At 62.8% G+C, this 19,911-nt stretch carries 25 protein-coding genes; 13 read left to right on the forward strand and 12 right to left on the reverse strand.

The genetic code is table 11. From position 1 onward, the window contains the following. Positions 1–49: 49 nt before the first annotated feature. The 3 genes from CIT26_RS26515 to CIT26_RS26525 all read right to left on the reverse strand — a co-directional run bounded on the left by CIT26_RS26515 (position 50) and on the right by CIT26_RS26525 (position 1,787). Entirely contained in the window at positions 50–451 is a 402-nt protein-coding gene (locus tag CIT26_RS26515) for a hypothetical protein (RefSeq protein WP_095495317.1), read from the reverse strand. Between the two features lie 244 nt (positions 452–695). Next, entirely contained in the window at positions 696–878 is a 183-nt protein-coding gene (gene rpmF, locus CIT26_RS26520; protein ID WP_029348751.1) for a 50S ribosomal protein L32, read from the reverse strand. Between the two features lie 138 nt (positions 879–1,016). Further along, entirely contained in the window at positions 1,017–1,787 is a 771-nt protein-coding gene (locus tag CIT26_RS26525) for a biosynthetic peptidoglycan transglycosylase (protein WP_029348752.1), read from the reverse strand. 78 nt (positions 1,788–1,865) lie between these two features. On the opposite strand from CIT26_RS26525, the gene CIT26_RS26530 reads away from it, so the two are divergent. After that, positions 1,866–2,783 (forward strand): polyprenyl synthetase family protein, encoded by a 918-nt coding sequence (locus CIT26_RS26530; RefSeq protein WP_095495318.1) that lies wholly within the window; start codon positions 1,866–1,868, stop codon positions 2,781–2,783. A 27-nt stretch (positions 2,784–2,810) separates the two neighbouring features. On the opposite strand, the gene CIT26_RS26535 is transcribed toward CIT26_RS26530, so the two are convergent. From CIT26_RS26535 to CIT26_RS26555, 5 genes are all read right to left on the reverse strand, one after another. Then, positions 2,811–3,701, reverse strand: coding sequence for a LysR family transcriptional regulator (locus CIT26_RS26535; RefSeq protein ID WP_245319570.1), 891 nt, complete (start codon positions 3,699–3,701; stop codon positions 2,811–2,813). 290 nt (positions 3,702–3,991) lie between these two features. Then, positions 3,992–4,729 (reverse strand): class I SAM-dependent methyltransferase, encoded by a 738-nt coding sequence (locus tag CIT26_RS26540; protein ID WP_095495320.1) that lies wholly within the window; start codon positions 4,727–4,729, stop codon positions 3,992–3,994. A gap of 89 nt (positions 4,730–4,818) precedes the next feature. Next, positions 4,819–5,691 carry a lytic transglycosylase domain-containing protein gene (locus tag CIT26_RS26545; protein WP_095495321.1) on the reverse strand — a complete coding sequence of 291 codons (873 nt, stop codon included), beginning with the start codon at positions 5,689–5,691 and terminating at the stop codon, positions 4,819–4,821. Positions 5,692–5,695: 4 nt separating this feature from the next. Beyond that, positions 5,696–6,949: a flavodoxin-dependent (E)-4-hydroxy-3-methylbut-2-enyl-diphosphate synthase gene (gene ispG / locus CIT26_RS26550; RefSeq protein WP_095495755.1), complete on the reverse strand. Its 1,254-nt coding sequence runs from the start codon at positions 6,947–6,949 to the stop codon at positions 5,696–5,698. 420 nt (positions 6,950–7,369) lie between these two features. Further along, the gene (locus CIT26_RS26555) at positions 7,370–7,549 is read right to left on the reverse strand and encodes a YdcH family protein (RefSeq protein ID WP_095495322.1); all 180 of its coding nucleotides are present in this window, start codon (positions 7,547–7,549) and stop codon (positions 7,370–7,372) included. A gap of 239 nt (positions 7,550–7,788) precedes the next feature. Here CIT26_RS26555 and CIT26_RS26560 point away from each other — a divergent pair, with 239 nt between their 5' ends. Beyond that, positions 7,789–7,992: a YdcH family protein gene (locus CIT26_RS26560; protein WP_077380473.1), complete on the forward strand. Its 204-nt coding sequence runs from the start codon at positions 7,789–7,791 to the stop codon at positions 7,990–7,992. Positions 7,993–8,025: 33 nt separating this feature from the next. Here the strand turns inward: CIT26_RS26560 and CIT26_RS26565 are convergent, their stop codons facing one another. After that, the gene (locus CIT26_RS26565; RefSeq protein WP_095495323.1) at positions 8,026–8,829 is read right to left on the reverse strand and encodes an IclR family transcriptional regulator; all 804 of its coding nucleotides are present in this window, start codon (positions 8,827–8,829) and stop codon (positions 8,026–8,028) included. Between the two features lie 122 nt (positions 8,830–8,951). On the opposite strand from CIT26_RS26565, the gene CIT26_RS26570 reads away from it, so the two are divergent. From CIT26_RS26570 to CIT26_RS26620, 11 genes are all read left to right on the forward strand, one after another. Then, positions 8,952–9,827 (forward strand): transporter substrate-binding protein, encoded by an 876-nt coding sequence (locus CIT26_RS26570; protein ID WP_095495756.1) that lies wholly within the window; start codon positions 8,952–8,954, stop codon positions 9,825–9,827. Positions 9,828–9,897: 70 nt separating this feature from the next. Beyond that, the gene (locus CIT26_RS26575) at positions 9,898–10,563 is read left to right on the forward strand and encodes an amino acid ABC transporter permease (protein ID WP_095495324.1); all 666 of its coding nucleotides are present in this window, start codon (positions 9,898–9,900) and stop codon (positions 10,561–10,563) included. A 1-nt stretch (position 10,564) separates the two neighbouring features. Then, complete coding sequence (locus CIT26_RS26580; protein WP_095495325.1) at positions 10,565–11,215, forward strand: amino acid ABC transporter permease; 651 nt, start codon at positions 10,565–10,567, stop codon at positions 11,213–11,215. A gap of 4 nt (positions 11,216–11,219) precedes the next feature. Then, entirely contained in the window at positions 11,220–12,014 is a 795-nt protein-coding gene (locus CIT26_RS26585; RefSeq protein ID WP_206072819.1) for an amino acid ABC transporter ATP-binding protein, read from the forward strand. Positions 12,015–12,050: 36 nt separating this feature from the next. Further along, on the forward strand, positions 12,051–12,515 hold the full coding sequence (locus CIT26_RS26590; RefSeq protein WP_095495326.1) for a RidA family protein: 465 nt from the start codon (positions 12,051–12,053) through the stop codon (positions 12,513–12,515). 24 nt (positions 12,516–12,539) lie between these two features. Next, positions 12,540–13,745, forward strand: coding sequence for an aminotransferase class V-fold PLP-dependent enzyme (locus CIT26_RS26595; RefSeq protein ID WP_095495327.1), 1,206 nt, complete (start codon positions 12,540–12,542; stop codon positions 13,743–13,745). Between the two features lie 103 nt (positions 13,746–13,848). Further along, positions 13,849–14,346: a 5-(carboxyamino)imidazole ribonucleotide mutase gene (gene purE / locus CIT26_RS26600; protein WP_095495328.1), complete on the forward strand. Its 498-nt coding sequence runs from the start codon at positions 13,849–13,851 to the stop codon at positions 14,344–14,346. After that, positions 14,343–15,419 carry a 5-(carboxyamino)imidazole ribonucleotide synthase gene (locus CIT26_RS26605; protein ID WP_095495329.1) on the forward strand — a complete coding sequence of 359 codons (1,077 nt, stop codon included), beginning with the start codon at positions 14,343–14,345 and terminating at the stop codon, positions 15,417–15,419. Before purE ends, CIT26_RS26605 begins: the two co-directional genes overlap by 4 nt. A 200-nt stretch (positions 15,420–15,619) precedes the next feature. Beyond that, positions 15,620–15,745, forward strand: coding sequence for a type B 50S ribosomal protein L36 (gene ykgO / locus CIT26_RS26610; protein WP_006327841.1), 126 nt, complete (start codon positions 15,620–15,622; stop codon positions 15,743–15,745). A gap of 116 nt (positions 15,746–15,861) precedes the next feature. Then, on the forward strand, positions 15,862–16,446 hold the full coding sequence (locus CIT26_RS26615) for a tetratricopeptide repeat protein (protein WP_095495330.1): 585 nt from the start codon (positions 15,862–15,864) through the stop codon (positions 16,444–16,446). An 87-nt stretch (positions 16,447–16,533) separates the two neighbouring features. After that, positions 16,534–17,601, forward strand: a complete 1,068-nt coding sequence (locus CIT26_RS26620; RefSeq protein ID WP_095495331.1) for an alpha/beta fold hydrolase — start codon at positions 16,534–16,536, stop codon at positions 17,599–17,601. Here CIT26_RS26620 and CIT26_RS36100 read toward each other — a convergent pair. The 3 genes from CIT26_RS36100 to CIT26_RS26630 form a co-directional block, all read right to left on the reverse strand. Further along, positions 17,567–17,770 (reverse strand): SRPBCC family protein, encoded by a 204-nt coding sequence (locus tag CIT26_RS36100; protein WP_143747924.1) that lies wholly within the window; start codon positions 17,768–17,770, stop codon positions 17,567–17,569. The two genes, CIT26_RS26620 and CIT26_RS36100, sit on opposite strands and share 35 nt — an antisense overlap. A 70-nt stretch (positions 17,771–17,840) precedes the next feature. After that, on the reverse strand, positions 17,841–19,277 hold the full coding sequence (gene pyk / locus CIT26_RS26625; RefSeq protein ID WP_095495332.1) for a pyruvate kinase: 1,437 nt from the start codon (positions 19,275–19,277) through the stop codon (positions 17,841–17,843). After that, a complete protein-coding gene (locus CIT26_RS26630; protein WP_244602969.1) occupies positions 19,274–19,720 on the reverse strand; it encodes a DUF1036 domain-containing protein in 447 nt (148 codons plus the stop codon). Before CIT26_RS26630 ends, pyk begins: the two co-directional genes overlap by 4 nt. Between the last annotated feature and the right edge of the window lie 191 nt (positions 19,721–19,911).

Here is a 19,911-nt window from a genome sequence, read left to right on the forward strand (position 1 = left end):
GGCATCAAGGCGGCTGGCTTAACCGCCGACCCAGGCTAAGGCCGGGCCTCTAGTTCACGTTTATGTCACGAGTGGCCGCCCGCATCGACACCGAGAAACCGGCCAGGACGTCGACCAGTGCGATGACCATCAGCGTGAAGAAGACCGAGTGCGCCGCACCCTTCACCAGCAGGAACTCGACCAGGAACGCCACGAAGACGAAGGTCGACAACAGGTGGTCCATGACCGAAGCGTTTGACGTGCGCGTCGATTTCACGATTTCGATGAAGAAAAGGATCAGCCCGATCAGCACGATCAGATCGCCGAGCGTCATAGAGAACACCCCGCCCGACATCATGCGGATCGAGAACATTTCGCTTGCCCAGGGGTCGTCGCCGCCGCCGAATATTCCCAGAAGCCCGAGATTATAGAGGACGAAGGGCACGATCAGCAGCGGGATGGCACCGAACATCAGGCGGCTCCGATTGGACAGCCTTCTCTAGTATGCGCTCGGCGTTCGCCGTCAAGAAATTTCGCACATGACCGCGAACACGGACAAAGACCGTGCGAAATAACAGTGCCAGCCGGCCCGGCTACCATCCGATATGGCTGTCGGGATGTCTGAAATTGACTCGGTGGACGATCATCTGCGCACAATGCAAAAAGACCGGCGCAATGGCCGGTCCTTCGATAGGCACAAACCGTCGAAAGCTGTTTCAGCTTTCCTTCGGTTCCAGAACCTGGCGACCGCGATACATGCCGGTCTTCATGTCGATATGATGCGGGCGGCGCATCTCGCCGGAATTCTTGTCCTCGACATAGGTCGGGGCCTTCAAGGCGTCGGCCGAACGGCGCATGCCGCGCTTCGACGGAGAGGTTTTTCGTTTCGGTACGGCCATGGATATGCTCCACTACATGGTCAAAATGCCCCGGCTGCCCTCGTGAAAGGGCCGCGTCAGGGCCGGAATCTGAGAAAGTCGGGTGCCTATACACGCCCTGCGCCGTTTTGGCCAGCGCCGTCGCGAATTTTTTTTAAGCTATCGCAGACAGCCGACATAGGCGCCGGACCGGCCTGCACGCCGCTCGATCAGCGCCGCCAGCCGCCTCAGCCCCGGTCCGGGCTTCGCCGGGTTGCGTGCGATCGGGTTCGGCAAGGTGACGGCAAGCAGTGCCGCCTGGCGACGCGACAATCGTTTTGCCGAAACTCCGAAATGGTGCTGGGCGGCGGCCTCGATGCCATAGATGCCCGGCCCCCATTCGGCGATATTGAGATAGATTTCCATAATGCGCCGTTTCGACATCACCATGTCGACATAGACGGCCAGCGGCAGCTCGACGACTTTCCGGACCGAGCCCAGCGGCCGCGACCACAGATAAAGGTTCTTCACGGTCTGCATGGTGATGGTCGATGCGCCGCGCGTCATCTCCCCGGCCAAGGCATCGTCGACCACGCCCCTCAACTCGCCAAGGTCGATGCCGCGATGGAAACAGAACTGCCCGTCCTCCGACATGATGACCGAATTCGCAAGCGCCGGCGCCACATCGTCGATCGAGACCCAGCGCCGGTCATAGCCGGAAAACGTCGCCAGATCCTTCAGCATCAGTGTCGATACCGGATGCACGAACGGCGGCAGATAGAGAAAGGTCAGCACCACCGGCATCAGCGCCAGCACGACGGCGACGGTGATACCGCGCCGGACCCAGTGCCGGGGCCAACGTTTGAGACCGATGCGGTTGCCGCGTTTCGGCCTCACCATGTCCAGCCCTTCGGTTTCGTGATCGACGATCGGTTCCGCCAAGCCGCTCAATCCATGCTGCTCCCTGCCCCGGCATAATGGCGCTTGGCTTCTTGCGCAACGTCTGAGTGTCGGCTACCCGTCCCCGGCATGACGAAAGACGATCAAATACCGTTCGAGGCAGCGCTTGTCGCACGCACAGAGCCGATTGAGGCGCTGCTCAGGCAGTTGCTCGGCGACCGCCCGCTTTCAGGCGAGATCGAGCGGCCGCAGCGTCTGATGGAGGCGATGCGCCACGGCGTGCTGAACGGCGGCAAGCGCCTGCGCCCCTTCCTGGTCATGGAAAGCGCCGCGCTGTTTTCCGCCGACGGCGAGGCGGCGCTGCGCGTGGCGGCCGCGCTCGAATGCGTGCATTGCTATTCGCTGATCCATGACGATCTGCCGGCCATGGACGACGACGATTTGCGCCGCGGCCAACCGACCGTGCACAAGGCCTTCGACGAGGCGACCGCCATCCTCGCCGGCGACGCCTTGCTGGCGCTCGCCTTCGACATCATTGCCGACGAAGCGACGATGCTGCCGGCCGAGCGACGGGCGGCGCTGGTGCTGGCGCTGGCCCGCGCCGCCGGAGCCGGCGGCATGGTCGGCGGCCAGATGCTCGATCTCGAAGCCGAGCGTATCAGGCCGGACGAAGCCGGCATTATCCGGCTTCAGGCGATGAAGACCGGCGCGTTGATCCGCTTCGCCTGCGAGGCGGGCGCAATCCTTGCCGGCGCGGCAGCGGCCGACCGTGAAAGACTGGCGGAGTTCGGCTCGGCGATCGGGCTTGCTTTTCAACTTGCCGACGACCTGCTCGATCTGACGGCGGATGCGCACCAGATGGGCAAGGCGACCGGCAAGGATGCCGCCGCCGGCAAGGCGACGCTGGTGGCACTGCACGGCGCGAACTGGGCGCGGGACCAGCTTCAAGGCCTCGTCGGCCAGGCCCACGCCTTGCTTCATCCCTATGGCGAAGACGCCGTGCTTCTGAAGCAGGCAGCGAAATTCGTGGCGGCCCGCAACAGTTGACGCTGTTCCAACTGTACTCCCGACGTCTTACGGCGCGCCGTATAGCCAAGGAGGGTTGGTGAACTGTTCGGCCAGAAAATCCACGAACACGCGCACACGCGGCGACAGAATTCGACCAGGCGGATAAACAGCGCAGATTGGCGGTCCGTCATGATGATTGTATCCGGTGAGCAATGCGGTCAGCCTGCCTACCCTGATGTCCGGCCCGACCAATATCTCCGACATGCGGATGATGCCGACACCGGCGAGCGCCAGCCGGCGCAGGGCTTCGGTGCTGTTGGCCTCTATCGGGCTGCGGATACGCATGCTTTGCGGACCGTCCGGGCCATCGAATTCCCAGATGTTGAGGCCGCCGCGTGATGTGATGCCGAGACATGTATGATGTTGAAGGTCGCCTGGCGTCATCGGTGTGCCGTGTTTTTCGAGATACCGAGGTGACGCGCAAATGACACGGTGATTGGGCGCCAGCCGCCGCACCACCAGCCTGGAATCGCTGTGGGCGGCAACACGCACGGCGACGTCCGTCTCCTCAGCCAACAGGTCAACAATCGCATCTGTAAACATCAGCTCGAGCTCAATGGCCGGATAACGATCGATGAAAGCCGGCAACAACGGCACGATCAAACGATGGCCGAAGGCGCTCGGAAGACTGACGCGCAGCCGGCCGCGCGGTTCTGCGCCGGGTTGAATCGCGATTTCAGCCTCTTTGATGTCGTTCAGGATACGGCGAGCGCTGTCGGCATAGGTGCTGCCTTCCGCAGTCAAGCTGATGCGCCGCGTCGAGCGCTGCAGCAAGCGCACGCCGAGGCGGGATTCCAGGCGACCTACGATTTTGCTGACGGCCGAGGGGGTCATCCGCAGCCGGCGCGCCGCCGCCGAGAAGTCGCCTTCCTCGACAACCGACAGGAACACACCCATCGTTTCTTGCCGGTCCATGTCATCTATTCCAATTCGTCACAGATAAACGGAATTTATCACCGATTATCGGCGCACGCACTATATAATATGATTTCCTCCTCAGCATCCAAAATACCGGCGAGGAGGTGCGATGCGTTCAGAACAGCCAAACCTGCGCGATGCTCACGAACTGCATCGGTGGGCACGTCGCCAGCGCAGCGCCGCAATTGGCCGGTTATGCCTTCGGATTGTCCGCGTGCTCATTCGGTCACGGCAAAAAATGAGGAACCGCTCAAGGAGCAACGTCCGGGCTAGCGCAGCCGGCCGATCGGAATGATTTCGGGCGATGTCGGAGCGTATGGCTCGCCACGCCAGTTGCCGAGCCATACTTCGACGACCAGCCCGGTCTGGTCCAGCATCTGCGCAAGGCTTTCCTTTGTCGGGAAGGCGATTTTCGATTCGGCGCTGAGCACCCGTCCGCTGTCGGGAATTTCGTAATGGGTGGAGTAAGTGACGACACCGGTAGCGGGATCGTGCCGGAAATCGTTCCACGCTCTTACCGTGCCCAATCCGGGATGACTCAGTTCCCGTTCGGACCGTTCCGGCGTCCACTCGAGCCATTCCTCCGTGGCTGGATTTCGCGTGTCGAAGATGAAGCGCCCATCGGGAGCCAGATGAGCAGCGATCGTGCGAAGCACCGCCTCTCGATCTTCTGGCGTGAGGAACACCTGGAAGGCGTGCCCGGTCAAAAGCACCAGATCGAAGCGTCGTCCGAGCCGGACGTTTCGGGCATCGGCATCGACCCAGTCGACCCTCTGCCCACCGGCTCGGCGGCGGGCGATATCGAGCATCGCCGGCGCCGGATCGACGCCGGTCACGCTGCGCCGGTTGGCGAGCGCGGCGGCCAATTGTCCGGTGCCGCAACCGAGGTCGAGAACCGAGCCCGCATGCTTGGCAAAGCCGACGCAATAGTAGAAGTCCACGCCGCCTTCGTTCTCGATATCGTAGAACTGGACGAGATCGGGATCGCTGTAGAGACGGTCGGTCATGGTAAGCCTATAGCTGGAGCCATGGAGCAGCAGAATTCGTGAAATGAAAGCACAGCTTCGGCGGCTTGGCGGCCAATCGGTCGGTACCCTTACCGATTCCGCACCACAATGCATGCACCGCCGACGCTTTGCAGTTTCTGGCAGATGTTGTCGGCCTTGGCTTTGGAGTCGGCGCCGATCCGGACCGCATAGATGCCGCGCCTGCCGATCGGCGAGCGCACCCGGCTGACCACCGGATTATGCCCGCCAAGCAAGGCCGGAAACCGGCGCTTCACACCATTCCATTGATTGAGCGCGGCGGCGCGGCGGAAATTGCCAGCCACCTGCACGCCCCACGGCTTGATGTTGATCGACGCCATGGCCACGGTTTGGGACTTGATGACCGGCAGCTTGCGGCAGGCGACCGCGAAGCTCGCTTTCTTGTCGAGCGGCTGGATGGTGCCGGTATAGGCGGTGTCGGTGAACCTGTCGGCCGGCTCGCCCATGATATCCAGAACGTAGTTTTCGGTCTCCATCGGCAGGAAGCCACCGGAACTCAGCCAGCGCGATACCCGGCTTTCACCGGCATTGTAGGCGGCGGCCGCCAGGCCCAGATTGCCGAAGCCGGTTTTCATTTCGGCGAGATATTTTGCCGAGGCGGGGATGGCCTGCTCGATATCGAAGGAATTGGCGAGACCGCGTATCTTGGCGGTACCCGGCATGAACTGGGCTATGCCTTCGGCGCCGACCGGACTGACCGCGTTGGGATCGAAGCGGCTTTCCTTCCAGATCAGCCGGGCAAAGAAATCCTTGGGCAGGCCGTTTTGATCAGCATGGGCCTCGATCAAGTTGCAAACACGGTCGAGCAGCCGCTGCTTGGCGGGGCGCGGCGGATCGGCGTGGGCGGCTGTCGCCCAGCCCAGCCCGCCAAGCAAAACCAACCCACCAAGCAAAATCGGCGTCGCCCACGGGAAGCGCCGCATCGACCTACTCCGCCGCAGCCTTGCCAGGTTGCCCAAACCGCTGCTCGATATAATCGGCGACCATTTTTTCGAAGTCGGCGGCAATCGAAGGGCCGCGCAGCGTCGCCGCCTTGCTGCCGTCGACGAACACCGGCGCCGTCGGCGTCTCGCCGGTGCCGGGCAGCGAAATGCCGATATCGGCATGCTTGGATTCACCCGGACCGTTGACGATGCAACCCATCACCGCGACCTTCAGGTTCTCGACGCCGGGATATTTTTCACGCCACACCGGCATGTTCTTGCGCAGATCCGCCTGGATATTCTGGGCGAGTTCCTGGAACACGGTAGAGGTCGTGCGGCCACAGCCGGGGCAGGCGGCGACGATCGGCACGAACTGCCGGAACCCCATGGTCTGCAGGAGTTCTTGCGACACTTGCACCTCGCGCGTGCGGTCGCCGTTCGGCTCCGGGGTCAGCGAGATGCGGATCGTGTCGCCAATGCCTTGCTGGAGCAGGATGCCCATCGCTGCGGACGAGGCGACGATGCCTTTCGAACCCATGCCGGCCTCGGTGAGGCCGAGATGCAGCGCATGGTTGGAGCGGGTGGCAAGCTCGGTGTAGACCGCGATCAGATCCTGCACGCCGCTGACCTTGGCCGACAGGATGATCTTCTCGCGGCCAAGGCCGATCTCCTCGGCCATTTCGGCCGATAGGATCGCCGACTGCACGATCGCCTCGCGCGTTACTTCCTGCGCGGTCAGCGGAAAGCCCTGCCGCTGGTTGTCGTCCATCAGCCGGGTCAGAAGCTCCTGGTCGAGCGACCCCCAGTTGACGCCGATGCGCACCGGCTTGTCGTACCGGATCGCCATCTCGACGATCGCCGCGAACTGCCGGTCCTTCTTGTCCTTGAAGCCGACATTGCCGGGATTGATGCGGTATTTGGCCAGCGCCTCGGCGCAGGCCGGATGGTCAGCAAGCAGCTTGTGGCCGATATAGTGGTAATCGCCGACCAGCGGCACGTTGATGCCGAGCCGTTCGAGCCGGTCGCGGATGACGGGCACGGCGGCAGCACTCTCGTCGCGGTCGACGGTGATGCGCACGATCTCGGAGCCGGCGCGATGCAGCGCCGCAACTTGAGCGACTGTCAGGTCGACATCGGCAGTATCGGTGTTGGTCATCGACTGAACGACGACAGGGGCACCCCCGCCGACCGTCACGCCGCCGACATCGACGCCGACCGAGGTGCGGCGCGGGAAGGGAGAGGAAAAATATCCGGTCATGGCCGGCTGCCCTTTGTTAGCTCCGAATTCCGGAATCGGTTCCGGAAACAATCATGCGCAAAATCAAAATACAGCGTCGTTTGCGCGTCCGAAAGGACGCGCGGCGCTGTAGAAGATCCGGGCATGAGGTGGAGGAGCAAAGATGGCTTGTCAATGGCGACAGGCAGGCAGACCTGCCGAATCGATAACAGCAAGACGGCCGGCAAGCCATCTTTCCTGTCCACGTCGCCGGAACAAAACAAAGGAACGCTCCGGCGGCATGGCTGCCACCGGAAAGATGGTCGCGCCGAAAGCGGCGCAGCTATCCCTGCGCATGATTCCGAAAATCGGAATCGATTTTCAGAAAGGATCATGCGCCAAATCAGAAGGGCTACAGCGTCCTTTGCGCGCCCAAAGGACGTGCGGCGCTGTAGAAGAGCGTCAGTGCTTGGTCGGTTTCGCCTTCAGTTTTTCAATCTCGTCCTTGAGCGCCAGCTTGCGCCGCTTGAGATTCACGATTTCGAGGTCGTCGACCGATGGATGGTTCATCGCATCATCGATTTCGCGTTCGATGTCGCCGTGTTTCCGCTGCAGCTCATCAAGATGGGATGCAAGAGACATGATTGGTTCTCCCTTTCATGGTTTCCTCGATTGCAGCCGTCAAGGCGCGTCCACCGCAAGTTCGCTTCTGTGACGGCATAATGACAGTGTGCCACTATCGGGCATCGATGTCGAATGCTGCGTGGTAGCATTCCACGACAATACGAAATGTGGTATTGGCTGCGCGCCGGTGCAAGATACCTCCGGCCTCGCCCAATCAGGCCCATTTTTGGGCGCCGCAGACGTGCAGACGGTAGATAATGTCCGAACAGGAACAGGCTGATATCCGCCTCGAATATTCTCGGCTGAAGCAGGAGCACGCCGATTTCGACGCGGCCATCAACGCGATGATCGCCATGAACTGCGACCCTCTGCAGATCCAGCGCATGAAGAAGAAAAAACTTTTCCTGAAAGACCGGCTGATGGCGCTGGAAGACCGGATCATCCCCGACATCATCGCGTGAGCGAATCCCACTTACGGTCGCGACAAATTCTGCTCATCCCGTGATCGAAAGCCTCGCGGCGCGTTCGCGCAGCAGGGCGATGAGATCTCCGGTCTTCTCCTCGGAAGTGTCGATTGGAACCACCAGGCATATCGTCGCCTCGACCTTGCCGGCAGCTGAAAAGACCGGCGCGGCAAGGCATTTTGTATAGGCGTCGACAAGACCTGAGGTTACACAGTAGCCGGCAGCCCCAGCCGTAGCGATATCGGCTATGAAGTCGTCCAGCAGCAATCTGCGGCCGTCTGGCAGGACGAGATCATCTTCGGACACCATGTCTTCGATCACCGCCCTTTCGAAACCGGCGAGAAGCAACCGCCCGGAAGCGGTCCAGGGAAGCGGGATCTGCAGACCTGTGGCCGAACTGATCCGGAACGGCCTGGTACCTGGACTGGAATGGACAATCGTGTAGCGGCCGCTTTGCAGCATGCACAATTCGGAGGTCTCGCCTGTCTCGCGCGACAGGTTGTCGACTTCCTGACGCCCGTGCCTGAGCAGGTCGTTGCCGCGCACATAGTCCATTCCGTAGAGATAAAGCTTCTTCCCGAAATAGACCCGATTACCGTCGCCGGCCATTTCCAGCAGGCCCGCATCCACGAGCGAGCGCACGAGCGTGTAGATCGTTGAGCGCGGCGCATTCACTCCCTTGGCGAGATCACCAATCCCGATCGCACGCTGGTTCGCGTGAAGAAACTCTAGGATATGGAGCACCCGGTTGAGACCCTTCTCGCGAGAGCCCGAATTCCTGTCTTCGTCCGGACCAGCGTCCGGCCGAACTGCCAAGGCATTGCCATCTTGCATTACTTGTTCCTGATGTTAGTATCTGTCTTGTACAGGATACATGTGTCTTTTGTAAGAGACAATCCAGCAGATCACCGATGCATGTATCGGCAAGGGGAACACAACACGAAAAGGAGGTCGCCGTGAACGACACATCCAAAAGACGTGAATTTCTGAAACTGGCCGGGCTCGCAACGGCCGGAGTGGTGGGCGCAGCAGCAACGGTCGATGTTCAGAAGGCGGCGGCGCAAGCGGCACCGGACAGCCTGCTGCGCACCGTTCTCGAGCGCGGCAAGGTGATCGTCGGCACTGGCAGCACCAACGCGCCATGGCACTTCGAAAACGATGCCGGCGAACTGGTCGGCATGGACATCACCATGGGGCGCATTCTTGCCAAGGGGCTTTTCGACGATCCGACCAAGGTCGAATTCGTCATGCAGGATCCGGCCCAGCGCATTCCGAACGTGACCACCAACAAGGTCGACATCTCGATCCAGTTCATGACCATGACCGCCCAGCGCTCGCAGCTGATCCACTTCTCCCGGCCCTATTACGTCGAAGGCATCGCCTTGCTGACCCTTCCGAACGCCGAAAACAAGACCTTCGACAAGCTGGTTGCCGGCGGTTCGGCGACACGGATTTCCATCCTGCAAAACGTCGATGCCGAGGCAAATGTGCACATCGTCCTGCCGGAGGCGCAGGTGATGCAGATTGACACGCAGGCCAACGTGCTGCAGGCACTGGAATCGAAGCGCGTCGACGCCGCCGCCGTCGATCTGTCCACGGTCCGCTGGCTCGCCTCACGTAATCCGGACAAATACTTCGATGCCGGCAAGAGCTGGTTCTCGATGCTTTACGGCGCCGCACTTCGGCAAGGCGACCCCGACTGGCTGACCTTCGTCAACACGACCTTCACCACCGCCATGTTCGGCCATGAGACGGCGCTCTATGACGCTGCATTCAAGGACTATTTCGGACAGGAGCCGCCGGCCCGCCATCCCGGCTTCCCGGTCATCTGATGCAAGCCGGCGGAAGGGCCGCGCCCTTCCGCCTGCTTCTCGTCGACAGCCCTCGATATGACAGGAACACATGGGCTATACCCTAAACTTCAACCTGATCTGGCGGCATTTCGAAAAGCTCTGGGGCGGGCTGCTGCTCAGCCTCGAGCTGGCCGTGATCTCCATCGCGATCGGCATCGTCATCGGGCTACTTCTGGCGGTCTGGTACGTATCGGCCGGGCGGCTGGTCCGGACCGCCATCGCCGCCTATGTCGAATTCATCCGCAACGTACCGCTGATCCTGCTCGTCTATCTGGTCTTCTACGGCCTGCCGACGGTGGTCGACATCGCCTACAGTGCGCAGACCTCATTCATTGCCACGCTGTCGCTCTATAGCGGCGCGTATCTGGTCGAGGTGTTCCGCTCGGGGCTCGAAGCGGTTCCGCGCGGGCAGCTCGACGCCGGCAAGGCGATTGGCCTGACGCCATGGCAAAGGCTGCTCCATGTGCGCCTGCCGACGATGCTGCGCATAACGCTGCCCGCGCTTTCCAACACATTCCTATCGCTCTTCAAGGACACGTCCGTTGCTTCGGTCATTTCGGTGCCCGAGCTCACCTACGGCGCCCAGTGGATCAACTTCAACACCTTCCGGATCGTCGAGGTCTACCTTGTGGTGACGGCGATGTACCTCTTGACGGGCTACGCGCTTCTTTATGCGCTTCGGCTTGTCGAGCGCCGGTTCAGGGCGGCGCACTAGGATGCTTGGCCAGATCGCCTATGCCTTGCCCTTCCTGGCCCAGGGTTTTGCCGTGACAGTGTGGGTGTCGCTGCTGGTCGTGGTATTGTCGCTCATCGCCGGTGTGATGATGGGCGTCGGCCTTGTCTATGGCCCGGCTCCGCTGCGCTGGGCAGTGCGCATTTTCAGCGACACCATTCGCGGCATTCCGATCCTGGTGCTCATCTTCTTCGTCTATTACGGCCTGCCTGCCGTCGGCATCCATCTGGAATCCTTCTGGGCAGCCGTGCTGGCGCTCACCCTGTTCAAGACGGCACAGGTCATCGAGTATCTGCGCGGTGCGGTCGGTTCCATACCGAAGGGGCAGTCCGAAGCGGCGATGGCGATCGGGCTGACCTTTCGCCAGCGACTGGCTTACGTCATCTTCCCGCAAGCGTTCAGGCGCTTCCTGCCGCCTTGGATCAATGGCGTGACCGATGCGGTGAAGGGCAGCGCGCTGGTCTCGCTGCTCGGCATCACCGACCTGATGCACGCCATCAACCAGGTCATCGGCCGCACCTACGAAGCGATGCCGCTCTACATCCTCGGTGCGGTCATCTACTTCGTCGTCAATTACGCCCTCTCCCTGGCCAGCCGACGGTTGGAGCGGCGTTTCTCCTTCATCCGGGAATAGCAAGATGTCCATCCCCCCGCCCGCCAATCCGGCGCTTCTCGACATCTCCGACGTTTCCAAGTCCTTTGGAACCGTCGAGGTCCTGCGCTCCGTCAGCCTGCAGGTGACACGCGGCGAAGTGGTGACTGTCATCGGACCTTCCGGCAGCGGCAAGACCACGCTGCTGCGCTGCGTCAACTTCCTGGAGAGCTACGACAGCGGCTCCATCCGCATCGACGGCAAGGAGGTCGGCTTCCGCGACACGGGAACACGCCAGCGCCGCAGCGAGCGCGACCTGGCGAAGATGCGCGCCGAAACCGGAATGGTGTTCCAGAGTTTCAATCTGTTTCCGCATCTGACGGCGGCCGGCAACATCATGCTTGGCCTGCGCAAGGTGCGCGGCAAGAGCAGTACCGAAGCCCGTGCCATTGCCGAGCATTGGCTCGGCCGGGTCGGACTTGCCCACAAGGCCGACAGCCTGCCGGCCGAGCTTTCCGGCGGCCAGCAGCAGCGCGTCGGCATCGCCCGGGCGGTGGCGATGGAGCCGAAAATCCTGCTGCTCGACGAGATAACCTCCGCGCTCGACCCGGAACTCGTCGGCGAGGTGCTCGAGGTCGTGCGCAGCCTGGCCGAGGACGGCATGACGATGGTGATGGTCACGCATGAGATGGCCTTTGCCCGCGACGCCTCGAGCCGCATCATATTCATGGCAGATGGCGGCGTCAGCGCCGCAGGCCCGCCCGCCGAGATTCTGGGCACCGAGATCGACAATGAGCGTCTCCGCAGTTTCCTGGCGCGGTTTCGTGCCTCGCATTTCTGACATCGGACGGCGAAAGCTGTCGCAAGGAGCCTTTTCATGACGACGCCTTACATCCGGCTCGCCGAATTGGGCCTGACGCTGCCCGAGCCGCCGACGCCGATCGCCAATTTCGTCACTCACGCCGAAAGCGGACGGCTGATCTTCCTCTCCGGCCAAGGGCCGCTGCGCGCCGACGGAACGCTTTGCACCGGCAAGGTGGGCGAGGACGTCACGGTGGAGGAGGCCTATAGGCATGCCCGTCTCACCGGCCTGAACCTGCTCGCCGTCATGCACGCCGCGGCAGGTGACCTCGGCCGCATCGTGCGTGTCGTCAAGCTGCTTGGCTTCGTCAACGCCATCCCGACCTTCAGCGACCATCCGAAAGTGGTCAACGGCTGCTCCGATCTTTTCGCCGCTGTCTTTGATAATATCGGCGGGCACGCCCGTTCGGCGATCGGTGTCGGCTCCTTGCCGGGAAACATCACCGTCGAAATCGAGGCGGTCGTCGAGATTGCCGCCTGACGTCTACCCATGGGATCTCTAGAGATGAAAACCTATTCCGCAAACGGCTCCAACACGACAATTCGCCAACGGCTCGGCCTTCGCCCGATCATCAACGTTTCCGGCACGATGACGGCGCTCGGCGCCTCGATCATCGTCCCGGAAGCGATTGCCGCGATGTCGGAGATCGCGTCGCAGTGGGTGGAGATGGACGATCTGCAGCGCGCCGCAAGCACGGTCGTCGCGCGCCTCACAGGGGGCGAGGCTGGCTTCGTCACGGCTTGCTGCGCCAGCGGCATCACCATGGCCATTGCCGGCACAATGACCGGCACCAATCTTCTGGCGATCGAGCGGCTGCCGGACGATACCGAGGGCCTCAAGTCCGAGGTCATCGTCCAACTCGGCCACATCGTCAATTACGGCGCGCCGATCGACCAGTCGATCCGGCTTGCCGGGGCCAGGACCGTATCGGCCGGCACGGTCAGCGTGACGCAGGACTATCATGTACGCGAGGCGATCCGCGAACGCACCGCGGCAGGCCTCTATGTCGTTGCCCATCACACGGTGCAATACGGCATGCTCTCGCTCGAGGAATTCTGCGAGATCTGCCACGCCAAGGGTGTCCCGGTGATCGTCGACGCCGCCTCCGAATACGATTTGCGCGGCTTTCTCGCACGCGGCGCCGACATCGTCGTCTATAGCGGGCACAAATTCCTCAGCGGACCGACAAGCGGCATCGTCACCGGGCGCAAGGATCTGGTGCGGGCCGCCTATCTGCAGAATCGTGGCGTTGCGCGGGCGATGAAGGTCGGCAAGGAAAGCATTGCCGGCACCATGGCCGCGCTGGAAGCCTGGGAGCGGCGCGACCATGCCGGCATCCGCAAGCGGGAAGAAGCGGCCTTGCATCTGTGGAAGGACACACTGCAGGGCCTGCCCGGCATCGCCGCGCATATCATTCCCGATCCGACCGGCAATCCGCTCGACCGCCTGCAGGTGTTTGTTACGCCCGAAAGCAGGTTCACCGCCGCCGGCCTTGCCTCGGCGCTGGCGGCCGGTTCGCCCCCTATTATCGTCCGCAACCACGAAGTCGAGCGCGGTCACTTCTTCCTCGACCCGTGCAATCTTCATCCTGGCGAGGCGGAGATCGTCGCCGAACGCCTGCGGGCCGTGTTGAGCGCGGCCGAGCGTCCGGCGGATGCGATGAAGTCCGCCCGCAAGGATAGCGCCGGCGCCTTGCGCTGGCCGGATTAGGTAATGATGGTGCCTCGCGCCCGAATGCTGCGCAGAGGCACCACGTCCTTGCCGTCGATCCCGAATTCCGCTAATGCGCGCCTTTGCCGCCGGGAGCAGAAGCTTGGACGATCACCGCGCCGACGTCGCCGTCATCATGGGCAGCCAGTCCGACTGGGCGACGATGCGCCACGCCGCCGAAACGCTGGAGGCACTGGGCATCCCGCACAAGCGGCTGATCGTTTCGGCTCATCGCACTCCCGACCGCCTCTATGACTTTGCCAAGGGCGCCAAGGCCGCCGGTTTTCGGGTGATCATCGCCGGCGCCGGCGGTGCGGCGCACCTGCCCGGGATGACGGCGGCGATGACGCCGCTCCCGGTTTTCGGTGTGCCGGTGGAATCGAAGGCGCTTTCCGGGCAGGACTCGCTGCTCTCCATCGTGCAGATGCCGGCCGGCATTCCGGTCGGCACGCTGGCTATCGGCAAGGCGGGCGCCACCAATGCCGCCCTTCTGGCTGCGGCCGTGCTGGCGCTAACCGACGAAAAGCTCGCTACCCGGCTCGATGCGTGGCGCGCCGCCCAGACCGCCAGGGTCGCTGCCGAGCCCACGGACACGCCATGAGCCTGCCCGCGGGATCGACCATCGGCATCGTCGGCGGCGGCCAGCTCGGCCGCATGCTGGCCATGGCCGCCGCCCGCCTCGGCTACCGCATAGTCGTGCTGGAACCGCAGCCGGATTGCCCGGCGGCACAGGTCGCCAACCGGCAGATCACCGCCGCCTACGACGACACGGCTGCGCTCGCCGAACTGGCTGCAGTCAGCGCCATCGTCACCTACGAGTTCGAGAACGTGCCGGTCATGGCTGCCAGCGCGCTCGCCGTTACGGTCCCGGTCTATCCGCCGGCGCGCGCACTTGACGTGGCGCAGGACCGGGTGGCGGAGAAGAAATTTCTCAACGGCATCAGCATTCCCACCGCGGATTTCTGTCCCGTCGACAATGACGACGAATTGACGGCGGCGCTGAAAAAGTTCGACGGCAGCGGCATATTGAAGACGCGGCGCATGGGCTATGACGGCAAGGGTCAGCGCGTCTTCCGCAACATGGAAACGGGCGGCTTTGCCGGCACCTGCGAGGCGATGGGCAACGTGCCGCTGATCCTTGAATCCTTCGTCGACTTCGAACGCGAGATTTCGGTGATCGCGGCGCGCGGCATGGACGGTTCGCTCGCCGCCTACGATCCGGCAGAAAACGTCCACCGCAACGGCATCCTGCACAGCTCAACCCTGCCGGCCAAGATAGAGTCCGAAACCGCCGCTGCAGCGCAGGCGGCGGCAGCAAGAATACTTGCGGCGCTCGATTATGTCGGCGTCATCGGCATCGAGTTCTTTGTCCTCGCCGACGGCGCGCTGCTGGCCAATGAGATCGCGCCGCGCGTTCACAATTCCGGCCACTGGACTGAGGCCGCCTGCATCGTCTCGCAGTTCGAGCAGCACATTCGCGCCGTCGCCGGCCTGCCGCTGGGAAATCCCGGCCGCCATTTCGACTGCGTCATGGAAAACTTGATCGGCGACGATATCCTGCGCGTCCCGGCCCTGCTCGCCGAGCCCGATCTGATGCTGCATCTCTACGGCAAGACCGAGGCGCGCCCCGGCCGCAAGATGGGCCATTTTACGCGAATGACCCGTCACCGTTGAGACTATAGGACGGCACCGCTCTAACGCCGTCGGTAGAGCAGGAACTCAAAATCCGCCGCACCAGCTTCATCTATGAAGCGCGCTTGCGGTTGACACGGACAAGGCTCCTCGTTTATGAGCCACGCACAAGTTGAGAGGCGCGCTTTCCGAGCGCGCCTTAATAGTTCGGCCCAAGCGGGCCCAGACCGACGGGCAAGACCATGAAGATCAAGAATTCGCTCAAGGCGCTCAAGGCGCGTCACCGCGACAACCAGCTGGTTCGCCGCAAGGGCCGCGTGTACATCATCAACAAGACCGCTCCGCGCTACAAGGCGCGTCAGGGTTGAGTCTTTCGCGTGGAGGCGCCTGCCTCCGCGCCTGCATGATGTAATTTGCCGGCCTGCCGGCCCTTTCACGCTAAATTCAGTTTGACGATCTGCTGTCCGGGGTTAGATTCCTGGCCATGCGGATTCTCTTTGCATTCTTCGCGGCGCTTTTTCTTTTCGGTTTCGCCCCGCTTCCGGCTCAGGCGGACGATGCGGTCGCCCCTCCGGTTGCCACGACTAGGGAGGCAAGGCTCGACCAGCTGTTCGTCGACCTGAAGCGCCAGCGCAATGAAAAGGCCGCCGAGCGCATCGCCGCTCGCATCTCGCACGAGTGGTCGCAATCCGGCAGCGCCTCGATCGACCTGATGATGCAATGGTCGCAAAAGGCGATCGAAGACAAGCAATTCGACGTGGCACTCGATTTTCTCGACCAGGTGGTGACATTGCAACCGGCCTATGCGGAAGGCTGGAACCGGCGCGCCACAGTACATTTCATGATGAATAACTTTGGAAAATCGATGTCGGACATCGACCGCACGTTGCAGCTCGAGCCGCGCCATTTTGGCGCACTGTCCGGCCTGGCGCAGATCATGGCCGTAACCGGCCACAAGCAGTCGGCGCTGGAAGCCTGGCAGCGCGTGCTCGGCATCTATCCGATGATGCGCAGCGCCCAGGATCAAGTCGGCACGCTTTCGGAAGAACTTGCCGGCGAAGGAATTTGATTTCCCGGTTGGCGGACAATTCCACTTGAGTGAAAGTCGCTTTAGCTAGACTGTGAACTAATTTCGCTCCGGTCCGTACCTCTCCCCATGAACCTGATCTTCGCCGCGCTCGTCTTCCTCATGGCGCTTGTGTTCACCCTTGCAGGTGTCACCCTCGCCGGTTCATGGCTGATCGAGCGCCGCAATCCGCCGATCGGCGACTTCGCGGATATAAACGGTGCCCGCATCCACTATGTTCACGTTCCGGCGCGGAAAAACGCCGAACTGCCGCCGATCGTCTTCATCCACGGCGCCAGCGCCAATCTCAGAGATCAGATGCTGCCGCTGAGGTCCTTGCTGGAAGGCCGTGCCGAGATGCTGTTCTTCGACCGCCCGGGTGCAGGCTGGTCGGGACGCGGCCCCGGCAACAACGAGACCCCATCGGCACAGGCCAGCACCATCGCAGCTCTGATGGACCATCTCGGCATCGGGAAAGCCATTATCGCCGGCCATTCCTTCGGCGGCTCGGTGACCACCGCCTTCGGCCGCGAGCATCCCGACAAGACGCTCGGCCTGGTGTTCATGGCGCCCGCCACCCATCCCTGGCCGGGCGGCGCGACCGCCTGGTACTACAATTTGACGACCATTCCGATCGTCGGCCGGCTGTTTTCCGAAACGCTGACCTATCCGTCGGGAACGCTGCAGATGAATACCGCCATCGCCTGCGTCTTTGCCCCCAACAAGGTGCCGGACGGCTATGTCGCCGAGGTCTCGATCCCGCTGGTGCTTCGGCCGAACGCCTTTCGTGCCAACGCCACCGATGTCGCCGGGCTTTATCGCTACACGCTCGATGCCGCGCCGCACTACCGCGATATCAAGGCGCCGACTGTGGTCATCTCGGGCGACCGCGACAAGGTGGTCTATGCAATGATCCATTCGGTCGGCCTCGTCCGCGACATCGCCGGCGCCGAGCTGATCTGGGTCCACAATCTCGGCCACAAGCCGGACTGGATCGCGCCCGATCTCGTCGTCGGCGCGATCGAAAAGGTCGCCGGCAAGGAGGTGGACCTTCAGGCAATGGCGAAGGCCGTGGAAGTCAGGGTCGCCAACGACACCTACGGCGCCGGCAAATGCGCCGACATCAAAGCGCCGGAAGCCGAACTCGCGCCGATTTAGAGCAACCTCGCCGAAGCGCGTCGAATTCGTGGATGACGCCCGTCATCTCAGCCGGCGGCACCCAGGCGACGAGCGCGGTCGGATCCGTGAAGGCCGCGTAGGCGTCTTCGGGCCGGGCTTCGATGACCCTCGACGTTCGGGTCCAGACGCCCGCATGGTCTTTGCTCATGTGGCCTCCAATGGTCGCGACACGGAGAACAGGACCTCTCCCTGCCGCGAATCCGCCCAGTGTGAGCGGCCTAGCGTCTGGCCTGCACCTCCGACCCGACATAGGCGATGCGCAGCATGTTGGTGGAGCCCGGCGTCCTCAGCGGCACGCCGGCCGTGATTATGACCCGGTCGCCCGGCTTGCCGAACCCCTCGTCCAAAGCGATGCGGCAGGCGCGGTCGACCATGTCGTCGAGGTCGATGGCGTCGGGCGAGACGACGCAATGCGTGCCCCACAAAAGCGATAGCCGCCGCGCCGTGTTGACGATCGGCGACAGTGCGACGATCGGCACCTGCGGCCGCTCGCGAGCGGCGCGCAGGCCGGTCGTGCCGGACGCCGTATAGCTGATGATCGCCGACAGTTTCAGCGTCTCGGCGATTTCGCGGGCGGCAAGCGAGATGGCGTCGGCGCCGGTCGCTTCCGGCTCCGAACGCTGCGCATTGATGATGCCGGCATAGGTCGGGTCGGTTTCGACCTTGCTGGCGATGCGGTTCATCATCGCCACCGCCTCGACCGGGTAGGCGCCGGCCGCGGACTCCGCCGAGAGCATGATGGCATCGGCGCCTTCGAACACGGCGATCGAGACGTCCGACACCTCGGCGCGGGTCGGCACCGGCGCGGTGATCATCGATTCCAGCATCTGCGTGGCGATCACCACCGGCTTGCCGGCGCGGCGCGCGGCGCGGGTGATCTGCTTCTGGATACCGGGCACGGCTTCGAGCGGCATTTCGACGCCGAGATCGCCGCGGGCAACCATCAGTGCGTCCGAAAGTTCGATGATCTCGGCCAGCCGGGCGACGGCCTGCGGCTTTTCGATCTTGGCCATGATGAGCGCCCGGCCGCGCGCGATCTTGCGCGCTTCCGCCAGATCCTCCGGCCGCTGGACAAACGAGAGCGCCACCCAGTCGACGCCGGCGGCCAGCACCGCATCGAGGTCCCTGCGATCCTTTTCGGTCAGCGCGCCGACCGGCAGGTCGGTGTCGGGCAGGCTGACGCCCTTCTTGTCGGAGATGCTGGTGCCGGCGACGACGGTGCAGACGATCGCCTTGCCGTCGCTCTTCACCGCCTTCAGCTCGAGCTTGCCGTCGTCGATCAAAAGGCGGTCACCGGCCTCGACCGATCTCAGGATTTCGGGGTGGGGCAAATAGACCCTGGTCGAATTGCCGGGCTCGGGATTGTCGTCAAGCGTGAAAGTCTGGCCGAGTGTCAGCGCCTCCTTGCCGCTGGCGAATTTGCCAACGCGCAGCTTGGGCCCCTGCAAGTCGGCGAGAATACCGATCGGCCGGCCGACTGCTTTCTCGACAGCGCGGATGCGACCGACAAGTGTGTGCATCAATTCATGATCGGTGTGGCTCATATTGATGCGAAACGCGTCGGCGCCGGCTTCGAAGAGCTTCTTCAGCATGTCCTCGGAGGAGGAGGCCGGACCGATGGTGGCGAGTATCTTGACCTTGCGGCTGCGTCTCATTGACTGTTTGTTCCCGGGGCGGCTGGAACGCCCCCCGTTGCGGGGTCATCGGTCAGCTGGACCATCCAGCTTGCCTGCTCGCCCGTGTCATATTCCTGGAATCCGGCGCGCTGGAAGCCCCGGGCGACGCAATCGGCAACGCCGGCGATCTTGAACTCTTTTTCGGCCACGCACATGTTGATCGGGCCATCCCAGCGCCCGCCGCGCTCGGCGTCTTCTGCATAAAGATAGTAAAATCTTGATGACAGCGGCCCTTCAATCAACGTCTTGCAGCTCGATCCTTCGATGTGCCACCAGCCTTCGGTGATCCAGCCGGCCTTGGCGCGATAGCCGATGCCGACGCCGACCAGGTTCTGCGTGGCGTTGCAGACACGGAAATCGGCGCGCGCCGGCGAGGCAGCAAGCATCGCGGCGAGGCCCACAGCAAGGGTCAGGAGCGGCATGGCGAAGGCATAGCGCACGCGCGGCCTGCCGGCGGAACCCATCCTGAAATCCCTCAAGAACCACATTTGCATCTCTCAACGCCCCTTTTCGGAAAAGTCCGGGCGCATGTCAACGCGCCCTTTTGCTCAATTCCAATCGATTTAGAAAGGCTTCCGCGCACGGTCTGTCGCCTTCTGCCAGATTTCCGCAG

This window comes from Mesorhizobium temperatum (assembly GCF_002284575.1).
Lineage (GTDB): Bacteria > Pseudomonadota > Alphaproteobacteria > Rhizobiales > Rhizobiaceae > Mesorhizobium > Mesorhizobium temperatum.